Consider the following 13,526-nt stretch of genomic DNA (forward strand, 5'->3'; position numbering starts at 1 on the left):
GGGTGGGGGTGTGACGCCAACCGGGAGCCGCCCGGACCAGCCGCTTCCGCCGGACCAGCCGCTTCCGTCCGGACGGTCCGTCTCTCCCGCACCGGCCGTCGCCGTCGTGACGGTCCGGGTGGCCGGCTGCCGCTCAGGCCGTTCGGCTGCCGCCCCACCCGGCCTTGCGGTGGCGTTCGGAGAGGCGGGAGCCGGACTCGCGACGGGCGGCGCGGCGCAGGAGCGGGACGGCGAGCAGGAAGCCGAGGACGGCCCAGGCGGTGAGTATCAGCGCCACGGTCGGCAGCTCCCAGGAGCCGGCCGGTTCCGCGGCGCGCGCGGCGTCCGGCAGGAGGGCCGAGCGCAGGCCCTGGGCCATCCACTTGAGCGGGAAGACCGAGGCGATCTTCTGGACCAGCACGGGCAGCGAGGTGAGCGGGAACATCGCTCCCGAGGTGATCAGCAGCCCCATCGAGGGCAGCATGATCAACGCAAGCGCCTCTCGGGGGTTCGGCAGCACGGCGCCGATGGCCGCCCCCAGCGGGACGACGGCGAGCAGTCCGAGCGCACTGACCCACAGCAGTGTCAGCCACCCGCCGGGGCCGTGCGGCAGCGGCCCGTCCACCAGCACCGCGGCGGCTCCCAGCAGGACGGTCAGAGTCCCGAACGCCATGGCGACCACCAGCAGGGACTTGGCGACGAGATAGGCGGGTATGCCGCCGGGGGTGGCGCGCAGCCGCAGCAGAGCGCCTTCCTCGCGCTCGGTCACCAGGATCTGCGGGAGATTGACCAGCCCGATCTGGAACAGCAGATAGGCGGCGAAGCCCGCCAGCGTCAGGTGGGCCATCGGGACACGGGTGCCGGGGACCTGGTCGCTGATATATCCGGCGAGCAGGAGCGCGACGACGACGTTGATCAGGTGGCCGCTCATCTCCTTGGGATTACGGACGAGGTGGCGGAGTTCGATGCCGCCGCGCAGGAGACCGGCGCGCCAGTAGCGCCGGTGCCGCGATCCCGCCCCCGTGGTGGCGCCGGCCGTGGCCGTCCGTTCCGCCGTGCCGTCCCCCTGGGCCCTGCCCGTCACCACGACCGCTTCCGTCGAAGTCGTCACTCCGGCCCCCCTCATGCTTCCTTCTCCCCGTTCCCGTTCCCGTTCCCGTTCCCAATCCCGTTCCCGTTCCCGTCCCCTGCCCCTGGCCCCGCCCCGGCTTCATCCCCGGCCCCGGCTCCGTCCTCCCGGTGCACCATGTGCAGGTAGGTGTCCTCCAGCGTCGGGCGGCGGACCTCCAGGTCGGCCACCGGCCCCTGTGTGTCCCGGTGGAGCTCCCAGACCAGCCGGGAGGGGTCCTCGGTGCGTTCCCGGCGGGCCGTGCCGTCGGCCGTCGTCCAGCGGACCTCGGCCTGTGCGGCGGCCCGACGGGCCAGTTCCGCCGGGGTGCCGCCGGCCCGGATCCGGCCGCTGACCAGCACGGCTATCCGGTCGGCCAGCCGCTCGGCCTCGGCCAGATCGTGGGTGGTGAGCAGGACCGTGACGCCCTCGTCGCGGGCGAGCCGTTCGACCAGGTCGTGGAAGTCGCGCCGGGCCTCGGGGTCGAATCCGGTGGTCGGCTCGTCCAGGAAGAGGAGTTCCGGGCGGCCGACGATCGCCAGCGCCACGTCGAGGCGGCGGCGCTGTCCGCCGGAGAGCCGGTCGACCTGCTGTCCGGCCTGCTCGCCGAGGCCGACGAGGGCCAGCAGCTCGGCGGGATCGCGAGGAGCCGGGTAGTACAGGGCGAAGTGCCGCAGCAGCTCGGCCACCCGCCAGCGGCGGTGGTCGCGCCAGGACTGCAGGACCAGGCCGATCCGGGCCCGCCAGGCGTCGTCGCCGCGCGCCGGGTCCGTCCCCAGGACGGTGACCTCCCCGGCGGAGCGCTGCCGGAAGCCCTCCAGGATCTCGACGGTGGTGGTCTTCCCCGCGCCGTTGGGGCCGAGCAGCGCGAAGATCTCGCCGCGGTGGATGTCCAGGTCGATGCCGTGCAGCACGCCGACGCCGCCGTACGCCATGCGCATGTCGCGCACCCGGATGACGGGCGGGGAGACGGGGGCGGGCCCGGTGGCTACGGCCGCGCAGGCGGGGCGCGCGGCCGCGCGCTCTGTCGTGGTCATCGGCCGGCCTCCGCGTGATCCTGCGCCCGGTCCCGCGCCACCGCGGCGGGCCCCGCTCCCTCGACGATCGCCTGGAGCGCCGCCACATGTCCCTCGAAGGCGGTCCGGCCGCGCTCCGTCAGCCGTACCTTCGTGCGGCGTTTGCGGCCGCCGCCCTCCTTGTGTACCTCCAGATAGCCGGCCTCTTCCAGGGTGTGCAGCTGCTTGGAGAGCGCGGAGTCGCTGAGCGAGAGGCTGTCGCGGATGAACGCGAAATCGGCCCATTCCGTGGCGGCGAGCAGTGCGACCACCGACAGCCGGGTGGACGGGTGAATCAGCTCGTCGAATCCTGAAGGGGTACTCATCGGCGCATCTCCAGACGGCCGCGGACGGTCCCGACGGCCCACCGATTGGCCGGGCCGACGAAGAGGAGGAAGACACCCACCGAGATCGTGGCCTGGATGATGCCGCCGAGCGGCAGATGGAGCCACTCGACGAGGCGGCCGGAGAAGAAGACCGTCCCACCGGTCACCAGGGCGCCCGCAAAGAACGAGGCGTACGAGCGCCAGGTGTAGACCGAGCGGTGCGCTCGCATCCTGGTCCTGCGGCTGACGGAGACGGCCAGCGCCGCCATCAGGCCGATGTACGCGGCGACGGTCGCAAAGACGCCCCAGGGGGGCAGGTCGAGCTCGAGGGTCGCGAGGAAGACCCACATGACCGCCGCCATGACATAGGTCGTGCCGGAGTCGCTGGACGCGCACCGCTCCATCTCGTCGTACACCCGCTCCTGCGGTACCCGGATGCGCTGCAGGTCCGCCCAGGCCTTCTCGGCTTCCACCGGTGTGCTCATGGTCATCGTCTCCCCGTGACGGTTCGGCGCCGACGGCCGGTCACGGCCGAGCGGCTTTCACTTGCCTGCCAGGAAAGTTAGCGCCGACTTTCCCGATAGGCAAGTCGGATTCGGAACTGTGGACAACCCGGCGCCGGCTTGGGCCGGAAGCGGGCGCGGTGGCTGATAGGTGCGGTTCACGGCACCGGCTCCCCGCGTCCTGTTGACTAGCGCTATTCACCGACCTCAATATGTGAATAGCTCAATCCATTCGACGTCAGGGAGGCACGGCCCATGTCGGGACCGCGACCCGTGCGGGCACCGCGCGGTACGGAGCTGAGTGCTCGGGGATGGCAGCAGGAAGCCGCGCTGCGCATGCTGCAGAACAACCTCGATCCGGAGGTGGCCGAACACCCGGACCAGCTCGTCGTCTACGGCGGCACGGGCAAGGCCGCACGTGACTGGCGCTCCTTCGACGCCATGGTGCGCACGCTCACCACGCTCAAGCAGGACGAGACGATGCTCGTCCAGTCCGGCCGGCCGGTCGGCGTGATGCAGACGCACGAATGGGCGCCGCGGGTGCTCATCGCCAACTCCAACCTCGTCGGCGACTGGGCCAACTGGGAGGAGTTCCGCCGCCTGGAGGCCCTCGGGCTGACCATGTACGGCCAGATGACCGCCGGTTCGTGGATCTACATCGGCACCCAGGGCATCCTCCAGGGCACCTATGAGACCTTCGCGGCCGTCGCGGCCAAGAAGTTCGGCGGCACCCTGGCCGGGACGATCACGCTCACCGCCGGCCTCGGCGGTATGGGCGGCGCCCAGCCGCTCGCCGTCACCATGAACGACGGCGTCGCGATCTGCATCGACTGCGACCCCCGCGCCATCGAGCGCCGGATCGAGCACCGCTACCTGGACGTGAAGGCGGACAGCCCCCAGCACGCCCTCCAGCTCGCCGTCGAGGCCCGCGACCAGCGCAAGCCGCTCTCCATCGGCCTGCTCGGCAACGCCGCCGACCTGCTGCCGCGGATGCTCGCCGAGGGGGCGCCGATCGACATCGTCACCGACCAGACCAGCGCCCACGACCCGCTGGCCTACCTTCCGGCCGGTATCGACTTCGACGACATGGCCGCCTACGCCGCCGAGAAGCCCGCCGACTTCACCCAGCGGGCCCGCGAGTCGATGGCCCGGCACGTCGAGGCCATGGTCGGCTTCATGGACGCCGGGGCCGAGGTCTTCGACTACGGCAACTCGATCCGCGGCGAGGCCCAGCTCGCCGGATACGAGCGGGCCTTCGCCTTCCCCGGCTTCGTTCCCGCCTATATCCGGCCACTGTTCGCCGAGGGCAAGGGGCCGTTCCGCTGGGCCGCGCTGTCCGGCGACACCCGCGACATCGCCGCGACCGACAAGGCGATCCTGGACCTCTTCCCGGAGAACGAGTCGCTGGCCCGCTGGATCAAGCTGGCCGGCGAGCGGGTGCACTTCCAGGGTCTGCCCGCCCGGATCTGCTGGCTCGGCTACGGCGAGCGCGACAAGGCCGGAGAGCGGTTCAACGAGATGGTCGCCGACGGGACGCTCAAGGCCCCGCTGGCCATCGGCCGCGACCACCTCGACTGCGGCTCCGTCGCCTCGCCCTACCGCGAGACCGAGGCCATGAAGGACGGCTCGGACGCGATCGCCGACTGGCCGCTGCTCAACGCCATGGTCAACGTCGCCTCCGGCGCCTCCTGGGTCTCGCTGCACCACGGCGGTGGCGTCGGCATGGGCCGCTCGATCCACGCCGGTCAGGTCACCGTCGCCGACGGCACCGCGCTGGCCGGCGAGAAGATCCGCCGGGTGCTCACCAACGACCCCGGCATGGGCGTCATCCGGCATGTCGACGCGGGCTACGAGCGCGCCGACGAGGTCGCCGCCGAGCGCGGCGTCCGCATCCCGATGCGCGAGGGCGAAGGCGGGGGCGCGTGACCGCCTCGTTCCACGAGATGTGGGAGGAGCTGCGGCCCCTGGGCAGGCACTCCTCCTCCGGGGGCTACCGCCGCTACGCCTGGACCGGCGCCGACGCCGACTGCCGGGCGTGGTTCCGGGCCCAGGCCGAGACCCGTGGACTCGCTTACGAACTGGACCGCAACGGCAACCAGTGGGCCTGGCTCGGCGCCACCGGCTACCGGGACGTGGACCCGGGCGACGCCGTCGTCACCGGCTCGCACCTGGACTCCGTGCCCGACGGCGGCGCCTTCGACGGGCCGCTGGGGGTCGTCTCCTCCTTCGCCGCGCTCGACGAACTCCGCCGGAGGGGAGCGGAGTTCGACAAGCCCCTGGCGATCGTCAACTTCGGCGACGAGGAAGGCGCCCGCTTCGGCCTGGCCTGCGCCGGCTCCCGGCTCGCGACCGGGGCGCTGACCACCGAGGCCGCGCACCGGCTGCGCGACGGCGAGGGCATCACCCTCCCGCAGGCCATGGAGCGCGCCGGATACGACCCGGAGGCCATCGGTCCTGACCCCGAACGGCTCGACCGGATCGGTGCGTTCGTCGAACTCCACGTCGAACAGGGCCGTGCCCTGGACCTGTCCGGTGACCCGGTCGGCATCGCCTCCGCCATCTGGCCGCACGGCCGCTGGCGGTTCGACTTCCACGGCGAGGCCAACCACGCCGGCACCACCCGCCTGGAGGACCGCCGCGACCCGATGCTCAGCTATGCCGCGACCGTGCTCGCCGCCCGCGAGCAGGCCCGGCTGGCCGGTGCGGTGGCCACCTTCGGGAAGATCAGCGTGGAGCCGAACGGCGTCAACGCCATCCCCTCGCTCGTCCGCGGCTGGCTGGACTCCCGCGCCCCCGACCAGGACACCCTGGACACCGTGATCACCGGGATCGAGCAGGCCGCCGAGGAGCGCGCCGCCCGCGACGGGGTGGAACTGGCCGTCGTCCGCGAATCCTTCACCCCCGTCGTGGAGTTCCAGCACGCCCTGCGGGACGAGCTGAGCGCGATCCTCGGCAAGTCGGGGGAGCGGACCGTGCCCGTCCTGGGCACCGGCGCCGGGCACGACGCGGGTATTTTGTCCGGAACGGTGCCCACTGCGATGCTGTTCGTCCGCAACCCCACCGGGGTGTCGCACTCGCCCGCCGAGGCGGCGGACGAGGACGACTGCGCCGCCGGGGTCACCGCACTCGCCGACGTACTGGAGGGGCTGGCGTGCCGCTGACGACGCAGGCAAGACCGACGACGTACTGGCTCGAACACGCCTGGCTGGGCACCCACGCCGAGCCGGGCGTGACGGTGGACACCGCGGACGGCCGGATCACCGCCGTCCGCACCGGTACGGACACCCCGCCGCCCGGGGCCACCACACTGCGCGGCCTGACCCTCCCCGGCCTCGCCAACACCCACTCGCACGCCTTCCACCGCGCCCTGCGCGGCATCGTCCAGGTCGGCACCGGCACCTTCTGGACCTGGCGCGAGGTGATGTACAGCGTCGCCGACCGGCTCACCCCCGACACCTACTACGCCCTCGCCCGTGCCGCCTACGCCGAGATGGCGCTGGCCGGCATCACCTGCGTCGGGGAATTCCACTACCTCCACCACGCGCCGGGCGGTACCCGCTACGACGACCCCAACGCCATGGGCGAGGCGCTGATCGCCGCCGCCGCCGACGCCGGTATCCGGATCACCCTCCTGGACACCGCCTATCTCTCGGCCGGCTTCGGGGCCCCGCCCGACCACCACCAACTGCGGTTCTGTGACGGCACCGCCGAGCGCTGGGCCGAGCGTGCCGACGCGCTCAAGGAGCGCGCCCACGCCCGTATCGGCGCCGCCATCCACTCCGTACGCGCCGTCCCCGCCGGGCAGCTCGGCACCGTCGCGGACTGGGCCCGCGAACGGCAGGCCCCGCTGCATGTCCACCTCTCGGAGCAGACCGCAGAGAACGACGCCTGCCGCGAGGCCCACGGCTGCACCCCCGCCCGGCTGCTGGCCGACCACGGCGCGCTGGGCAGCCGCACCACCGCCGTGCACGCCACCCACCTCACCACCGAGGACATCGAGCTGCTCGGCGGCTCCCGCACGGGCGTGTGCATGTGTCCCACCACCGAACGCGATCTGGCCGACGGCATCGGCCCGGCCGCCCGGCTCCAGGGCCGCGGCAGCCCGCTGTCCCTCGGCAGCGACAGCCACGCCGTCATCGACCTGCTCGAAGAGGCCCGCGCCATGGAGCTCGACGAACGGCTGCGCACCCGCACCCGCGGCCACTGGACGGCCGCCGCCCTGCTGCGTGCCGCGACCGCCGACGGTCATGCCGCCCTGGGCTGGGACGATGCCGGCGCCCTGGAGACCGGCGCGCTCGCCGACCTCACCACGATCGCACTGGACTCCGTACGCACCGCCGGACCACCGCCCCGGCTGGCCGCCGAAACGGCCGTATTCGCCGCCTCCGCGGCAGACGTACGGCACACCGTCGTCGCCGGCCGGCAGATCGTCCGGGACGGTGTGCACACCCTTGTCCCCGACGTACCCACCGCCCTCGCAGAGTCCATCGCCGCGGTACGCGGCTGAAGGAGAACACCCCCGCGATGACGACGACCTCCACGCCGACCACCACCGCCATCACCCACATCTCCCAGCTCGTCACCAACGACCCCTCCCTCGGCGAAGGCCCCCTCGGCCTGATCCAGGACGCCACGGTCGTCATCGACGGCGACCGCATCGCCTGGGTCGGTGCCTCCAGCAAAGCACCCGCCACTGACAACGCCGTCGACGCGGACCGCCGGGCAGGTATCCCCGGATTCGTCGACTCCCACTCCCACCTGGTCTTCGCCGGCGACCGCACCGCGGAGTTCAACGCCCGGATGTCCGGCCGCCCGTACTCCGCCGGCGGCATCCGCACCACGGTCGCCGCCACCCGCGCCGCCACCGACGAGGCGCTGCACGCCAACGTCGCCCGCTACCTCGCCGAGGCGCTGCGCCAGGGCACCACCACCCAGGAGACCAAGTCCGGCTACGGGCTCACCGTCGAGGACGAGGCCCGCGCGCTGCGCATCGCCGCCGAACACACCGACGAGGTCACCTTCCTCGGGGCGCACATCGTCTCGCCCGACTACGCCGACGATCCGGCCGGCTACGTCGACCTGGTGACCGGCCCGATGCTGGACGCCTGCGCCCCGCACGCCCGATGGGTCGACGTCTTCTGCGAGCAGGGCGCCTTCGACGGCGACCAGGCCCGCGCCGTGCTCACCGCGGGCAAGGCCAGGGGCCTGGTGCCGCGGGTGCACGCCAACCAGCTCGGCCACGGCCCCGGCGTCCAGCTCGCCGTCGAACTCGGCGCCGCCTCCGCCGACCACTGCACCCACCTCAGCCCGGCCGACATCGACGCCCTCGCACAGTCCGACACCGTCGCCACCCTCCTGCCGGGCGCCGAGTTCTCCACCCGCGCCCGCTGGCCCGACGCCCGCCCGCTGCTCGACGCCGGCGCCACCGTCGCCCTGTCCACCGACTGCAACCCCGGCTCGTCCTTCACCAGTTCCATGCCGTTGTGCATCGCGCTGGCGGTCCGCGACATGGGGATGACGCCCGACGAGGCGGTGTGGTCGGCGACCGCGGGCGGCGCCCGTGCGCTGCGCCGTACGGACGTCGGACGGATCGCGCCCGGCGCCCGAGCCGACCTCGCCCTCCTGGACGCGCCCTCGCACGTCCACCTCGCCTACCGGCCGGGCGTCCCGCTCGTTACGACCGTGTGGCACAAGGGAGTACGCGTCTGACGCCTCCCCGGCCGCGGTGAGCTCTCGCGGCACCAGCAAGAGAGCGCCCGTCAAGAGAGCGCCCGTCAGCAAGAGAGGGCCCGTCCCGAGCAATCCCGGGGCAGGCCCTCCTTTGCGCGGGCGGCTGCCGGTCGCGCGGACCGGCAGGGACCGCGGTCCCTCACTCCTCGACCATCAGCCCCTTGCGGAGCCGCACGAGGGTGCGGGAGAGCAGACGGGAGACGTGCATCTGGGAGATGCCCAGCTCTTCGCCGATCTCGGACTGCGTCATATTGGCGACGAAGCGCAGCGAGAGGATCTTCCGGTCGCGCGGCGGGAGTTCGGCGATCAGCGGCTTGAGGGACTCGACGTACTCGATGCCTTCGAGCCCGTGATCCTCGTAGCCGATGCGGTCCGCCAGCGCGCCTTCGCTGTCGTCCTCCTCGGGCTGGGCGTCCAGCGAGCTCGCGGTGTACGCGTTGCTCGCGGCCATGCCCTCGACGACCTCGTCACGGCTGATGTCGAGGCGTGCGGCGAGTTCGTGCACCGTGGGGGCGCGGTCCAGCTTCTGCGCCAGTTCGTCGCCCGCCTTGGCGAGGTCCAGACGCAGCTCCTGCAGACGCCGCGGTACCCGCACCGACCAGCTGGTGTCACGGAAGAAGCGCTTGATCTCACCGACGATGGTCGGCATGGCGAACGTCGGGAACTCGACGCCACGGCCGATCTCGAAGCGGTCGATCGCCTTGATCAGACCGATGGTGCCGACCTGGACGATGTCCTCCATGGGCTCGCTGCGGGAGCGGAACCGGGAGGCCGCGAACTTCACCAGCGCGAGGTTGAGCTCGACCAGGGTGTTGCGGACGTACGCGAATTCGTGGGTGCCTTCCTCAAGCGTCTCGAGACGCTCGAAGAGGGTCTTGGACAGAGCCCTCGCGTCCACCGGACCCACCTCGTCGAACGGCGGGATCTCGGGCAGCCCCTCGATCTCAGTCAGTTCCGCCAGATCGGATTCGGCGGGGAGTGACTGGGAAGGGATGTGCCCGGTCGGGTCGGACGGGGGTGTCGACGATGCGGGCTGCCGGGTGTCGTCGGTGCGCAATTCGTCGAGCCGGGGTGACATGGTCTCCTCCATCGTTCTCGGCATATGGCTGCCGATGCCTCTACACGAAGCTGCGGTGTGCGGCGCCTCCAAAGCCGGCCGTTTCGGATGTGTGCTTCTACGCCTACCTGGCTTTGCCTGAAGATGGCAAGTACGCGTTGTCCATATATTGGGCAATACGCGGATTGTTCGGCTACCGAGAGGCCTCGGGAAGGCGTAGGGTTCGGACGAGCGCAGTAGGTAAGCAAACAGTCGTCTAGACAGCAGGAGAGGTGCGCGCGCATGGACCGCGGGACGGTCGGCAGTGCAAGCCGGGGCCGGCTTCATGTCGAGATCCGCCATCACGGCGCCAGCGCGGTCGTGACGGCTTCGGGTGAGCTGGATCACCACACCGCAGATCTGTTGCGTGAGTCACTCGAGGGCTGTGTGGACGACGGATATGCACGCCTGGTGGTGGACTGCTCACCCCTTGAGTTCATGGACTCCACCGGTCTCAATGTGTTGCTCGGCGCCCGCCTGAAGGCGGAGGCCGAGGGGGGCGGGGTTCATTTGGCGGGGATGCAGCCGGTGGTTGCCCGGGTCTTCGAGATCACCGGAGCGGAAGCGGTCTTCACGGTGCACGATTCCGTCGACGAGGCCCTGGCCGACTGACATGACGGCGGTGTCCGGAATGTTGCATTCCGGGCACGTAGTACGTGTCACAACTTCCGTACCCAAGAAGTGGGTGTTCTCACCGTCCGGTCGGGCAGGAGACATCTGAATCCCTTGAATCAGTCAGTATCTGTTTTCCGTGAACAGGCGAATCGGTGAGGTGAAGCGCTGATGAGCACCACCCGGCCGTATCCGCCGGGCGATCTCGGCCCGGAGCCGGGCGGCGCGGGTGCTTCCGCCGCCCAGGCTGCCCCTCCGGTGGGTCAGATCCGCCGGCTGCGCCTGGCGGGCACCCGAGGGGCCGTGGCGCGTGGCCGTGACTTCGCCCGGCAGGCGCTGCACGACTGGGGCTGGCTGCCGGCCGCGAGCGCCGACCGGCGCGCCGCGGCCGAGGATGTGCTGCTCGTCGTCTCGGAGCTGGTCACCAACGCCTGCCTGCACGCCGAAGGGCCCGAGGAGCTGCGGTTGCGCAGCACCGGCAAAGTGCTGCGCCTGGAGGTCAGTGACCTCGGCGCGGGCTCGCCGGCCCCACGCAGCCCGCACCGTCCGGGCCGCCCCGGCGGTCACGGCATGTTCATCGTGCAGCGCCTGTGCCTGGACTGGGGCGTGGTGCGCAACGCCGACGGCACGGGCAAGACCGTCTGGGCGGAGCTTGCCGCGCCGTCCTGAAGGGCGGGCGGACATTGCCGGGGAAGAGAAGAGCTGAGCGCGGGCCCGAGGGCCCGCGCTTCGTCGTGTGGGGGCTTCCTGGCGCCACCGGGCGCGGCAGGGGTTGTCCGCGGCGCCCCCGTTCCTGCGGACCCCGACCTGCGCGTCCCCGGCCCCCTGTGTGCCTCCACCCTTGTGTGCCTCCACCCCTGCGTGCCGGATCCCCACGTGTCCCCGGACCCCTGCCCGCCTCCGGATTCCTGTCCGCCTCCGGAGCCCTGTGTACCGAGGCCGGTTTTCCCCGCCGGGCGGGCCCCGGGCCGATCGGGGCTGTGCTTTGCCTTCCCTCGGCAAGGTCCCCGGCGTACCTTGAGCGGCCAATCTGATGTGCCGTCAGTAACGTGCGGCGGTGCGCTCACCGGGAGAAGGGGAATCCGAGGTGGCCCGCTTCTACGAACAGCACGGCAGGCGCCCGGGCCGGGCGTCCGGTCTCGCCACAGCCGTGGCGATGGCGGCGGGGTCCGCGGTGATGCTCACCGCGCCGGTCGCCCACGCCGAGGTCGTTGACGTCAACTACCAGTGCAAAACGCCGATCGGCAGCAAGGGCGCGGTCTCGCCCATCGACATCACGAGCACGCCCAGCGGCGGTGCGTACAAGCTCGTCATGTCCTTCCGCAAGGGCGTCTCCTCCAGCCCCGTCGAGCTGGGCAAGGGCGCCATGAAGCCGAGCGCGCTGATCACGCTGGGCGGCGCGGAGAGCGGTACGGTGCCGGTCTCCGGGCCGCCCAACGACCAGGCCATTCCGGCCAACACCCCCATCAAGATCAGTGACTTGAGCGGTACGTACACCCCCAAGGGCAGCGGCAAGGTGACCTTCACCGCCGCCACGCTCACCATCAAGGCGCTGGGCACCACCACCACGTGCACGCCCGCCAACCACCCCAAGCCCTCGCTGACCTTGGACGTGAAGGGGACCGGCGGCTCGGGCGGCGGTTCGGGCGGCTCCTCGGGAAGCGCCGGTGCTGCCGCGTCCGGCGGCTCCTCGGGCGGGCAGCTGCCGCAGACCGGACCCGCGGACTCCGCTCTCGCGCTGGGCACCCTGGGCGGCACCGTGCTGCTGGCCGGTGCGGCCGGTGCGCTCTGGCTGACCCGCCGTCATCAGAGGGTGTGACGCGCCGCGTGGGGCGCCTTGACCCGCGTGGTGCCTCCCCGATCGCCGCCCTCCCCCTGCCCGGCCGGCACGGTGAGGTCCCCTTGCACCAGGAGCCGCCGATGCCGTTCCGTACCCGCACAGCGGTCAGCGGTCTGGTCCTCGCGACCGCCGCTGTGCTGCTGTGCTCCGCCGCGGCCGCGGCCGCAGCCCGGCCGGCCGCTGCCCCGGCGCCACCGGGCCCGTCCGCGGCGCCCGCGCCCGGCGACGGCGCCGCGCCCGGCACGCCCGACCGCCCGTACTTCTACCTGGAGGGCGCGCCGGGCACCGTCATGAGCGACCGGCTGTCCCTGAGCAACCCCACCGGCCGCACCGTCACCGTACGGCTGCGCAGCTCCACGCCCGGCTCGTGGCTCACGCTCGCCTCGACGGAGGTGAAGGTTCCGCCGCACACCCGGGCGAGCGTGCCGTTCACGGTGACCGTGCCGCGCGATGCCGCCCCCGGTGACCACCCCGGTGCGCTGAGCGCCACCTTCGCGGTGCCCTCGCCCGGCGACGGGAAGGGGAGCGGTACGGGCGGCGGCCCGGACAGCGGCAAGGACAGTGGCAAGGGAAGTGGCGCGAAGGGCGGCGGCCCGGACAGCGGCAAGGGCGGCGGAGCGAGCGGGCGGGACGACGTACCGGTCCATCTGCGGGTGACCGGGGCGGCGTTGTCCGCGCTGAGCGTCGAGAACGTGACGGTGGGCGGGCGGGGCGGCCGGGGCGGTGCGGCGGTCATCGGGTACACGCTGGTCAACCGCGGCAACACGGTGCTCACCCCGCGGCTGGCGGTGCACGCCGACGGGCTCTTCGGCCCCGTGCTGCGGCGGGCCACCCGCACTCTCCCGATCGCGCTGCGGCCCGGCCAGAGCATCGATTTGACGGAGAAGTGGCCTGACCCGCCCGGTCCGGACGCGGTGGACGTACGGCTCACGGTGACGGCGGGCGGCGGCGCCCACGGGTCCGCCACCGTGACGTATACGGCGGTCCCCTGGGGTGCGGTGGCCGGACCGGTGTTCCTCCTGGCGGCGGGCGGGGGCGGCCTGGCGGTCCTCCGCCGGCGGCGCCGCGGCACGGGCGCGAGCGGGGCACGGGGCGAGGAGAGCGCGCCGGGGAGGGACGCGGACGCGCGTCCCTCCGAGGGCGGGCGGACGGACGCGGCGGGGCAGTTGGCGAGTACCGGATCGGGAGCGCGATCGTGAACGGCGAGACGGGGACGGGGACAGAGCCGAAGGCGGAGACGAAGGCAGAGACGAAGGCGGAGACGGGGGCGGAGACGG

Annotated in this window: 13 protein-coding genes; 8 read left to right on the forward strand and 5 right to left on the reverse strand. The window is 72.3% G+C overall.

Going from position 1 to position 13,526, the window contains the following annotated elements; genetic code table 11:
* Positions 1 to 133: 133 nt before the first annotated feature.
* From ACGFR7_RS28880 to ACGFR7_RS28895, 4 genes are read right to left on the reverse strand one after another with little or no spacing between them, the layout of a single operon-like run.
* Positions 134 to 1,090, reverse strand: a complete 957-nt coding sequence (locus tag ACGFR7_RS28880) for an ABC transporter permease (protein WP_393324934.1) — start codon at positions 1,088 to 1,090, stop codon at positions 134 to 136.
* Between the two features lie 11 nt (positions 1,091 to 1,101).
* Positions 1,102 to 2,124 carry an ABC transporter ATP-binding protein gene (locus tag ACGFR7_RS28885; RefSeq protein ID WP_393324936.1) on the reverse strand — a complete coding sequence of 341 codons (1,023 nt, stop codon included), beginning with the start codon at positions 2,122 to 2,124 and terminating at the stop codon, positions 1,102 to 1,104.
* Positions 2,121 to 2,468 carry a transcriptional regulator gene (locus tag ACGFR7_RS28890; RefSeq protein WP_393324937.1) on the reverse strand — a complete coding sequence of 116 codons (348 nt, stop codon included), beginning with the start codon at positions 2,466 to 2,468 and terminating at the stop codon, positions 2,121 to 2,123. The genes ACGFR7_RS28885 and ACGFR7_RS28890 overlap by 4 nt, the downstream gene beginning before the upstream one ends.
* Positions 2,465 to 2,953 (reverse strand): hypothetical protein, encoded by a 489-nt coding sequence (locus ACGFR7_RS28895; RefSeq protein ID WP_393324939.1) that lies wholly within the window; start codon positions 2,951 to 2,953, stop codon positions 2,465 to 2,467. The genes ACGFR7_RS28890 and ACGFR7_RS28895 overlap by 4 nt, the downstream gene beginning before the upstream one ends.
* 273 nt (positions 2,954 to 3,226) lie before the next feature.
* Between ACGFR7_RS28895 and hutU the strand changes: the two genes are divergently transcribed.
* From hutU to hutI, 4 genes are read left to right on the forward strand one after another with little or no spacing between them, the layout of a single operon-like run.
* Positions 3,227 to 4,897 (forward strand): urocanate hydratase, encoded by a 1,671-nt coding sequence (gene hutU / locus ACGFR7_RS28900; RefSeq protein ID WP_393324941.1) that lies wholly within the window; start codon positions 3,227 to 3,229, stop codon positions 4,895 to 4,897.
* Between the two features lie 17 nt (positions 4,898 to 4,914).
* The gene (locus tag ACGFR7_RS28905; RefSeq protein ID WP_393325033.1) at positions 4,915 to 6,132 is read left to right on the forward strand and encodes an allantoate amidohydrolase; all 1,218 of its coding nucleotides are present in this window, start codon (positions 4,915 to 4,917) and stop codon (positions 6,130 to 6,132) included.
* Positions 6,123 to 7,478: a formimidoylglutamate deiminase gene (locus ACGFR7_RS28910; RefSeq protein WP_393324943.1), complete on the forward strand. Its 1,356-nt coding sequence runs from the start codon at positions 6,123 to 6,125 to the stop codon at positions 7,476 to 7,478. The genes ACGFR7_RS28905 and ACGFR7_RS28910 overlap by 10 nt, the downstream gene beginning before the upstream one ends.
* 17 nt (positions 7,479 to 7,495) lie before the next feature.
* Positions 7,496 to 8,680: an imidazolonepropionase gene (hutI, locus tag ACGFR7_RS28915; RefSeq protein WP_393324945.1), complete on the forward strand. Its 1,185-nt coding sequence runs from the start codon at positions 7,496 to 7,498 to the stop codon at positions 8,678 to 8,680.
* A 160-nt stretch (positions 8,681 to 8,840) separates the two neighbouring features.
* Here the strand turns inward: hutI and ACGFR7_RS28920 are convergent, their stop codons facing one another.
* On the reverse strand, positions 8,841 to 9,779 hold the full coding sequence (locus ACGFR7_RS28920) for an RNA polymerase sigma factor SigF (RefSeq protein ID WP_393325035.1): 939 nt from the start codon (positions 9,777 to 9,779) through the stop codon (positions 8,841 to 8,843).
* Between the two features lie 261 nt (positions 9,780 to 10,040).
* On the opposite strand from ACGFR7_RS28920, the gene ACGFR7_RS28925 reads away from it, so the two are divergent.
* The 4 genes from ACGFR7_RS28925 to ACGFR7_RS28940 all read left to right on the forward strand — a co-directional run bounded on the left by ACGFR7_RS28925 (position 10,041) and on the right by ACGFR7_RS28940 (position 13,448).
* On the forward strand, positions 10,041 to 10,409 hold the full coding sequence (locus ACGFR7_RS28925; protein ID WP_393324946.1) for an STAS domain-containing protein: 369 nt from the start codon (positions 10,041 to 10,043) through the stop codon (positions 10,407 to 10,409).
* A gap of 171 nt (positions 10,410 to 10,580) precedes the next feature.
* Positions 10,581 to 11,078, forward strand: a complete 498-nt coding sequence (locus ACGFR7_RS28930; RefSeq protein WP_393324948.1) for an ATP-binding protein — start codon at positions 10,581 to 10,583, stop codon at positions 11,076 to 11,078.
* Positions 11,079 to 11,496: 418 nt separating this feature from the next.
* Complete coding sequence (locus ACGFR7_RS28935; RefSeq protein WP_393325036.1) at positions 11,497 to 12,228, forward strand: LPXTG cell wall anchor domain-containing protein; 732 nt, start codon at positions 11,497 to 11,499, stop codon at positions 12,226 to 12,228.
* Positions 12,229 to 12,329: 101 nt separating this feature from the next.
* Complete coding sequence (locus tag ACGFR7_RS28940) at positions 12,330 to 13,448, forward strand: hypothetical protein (RefSeq protein ID WP_393324950.1); 1,119 nt, start codon at positions 12,330 to 12,332, stop codon at positions 13,446 to 13,448.
* Positions 13,449 to 13,526 lie beyond the last annotated feature (78 nt).

This window comes from Streptomyces sp. NPDC048516 (genome assembly GCF_043199875.1).
Taxonomy (GTDB): Bacteria; Actinomycetota; Actinomycetes; order Streptomycetales; family Streptomycetaceae; genus Streptomyces.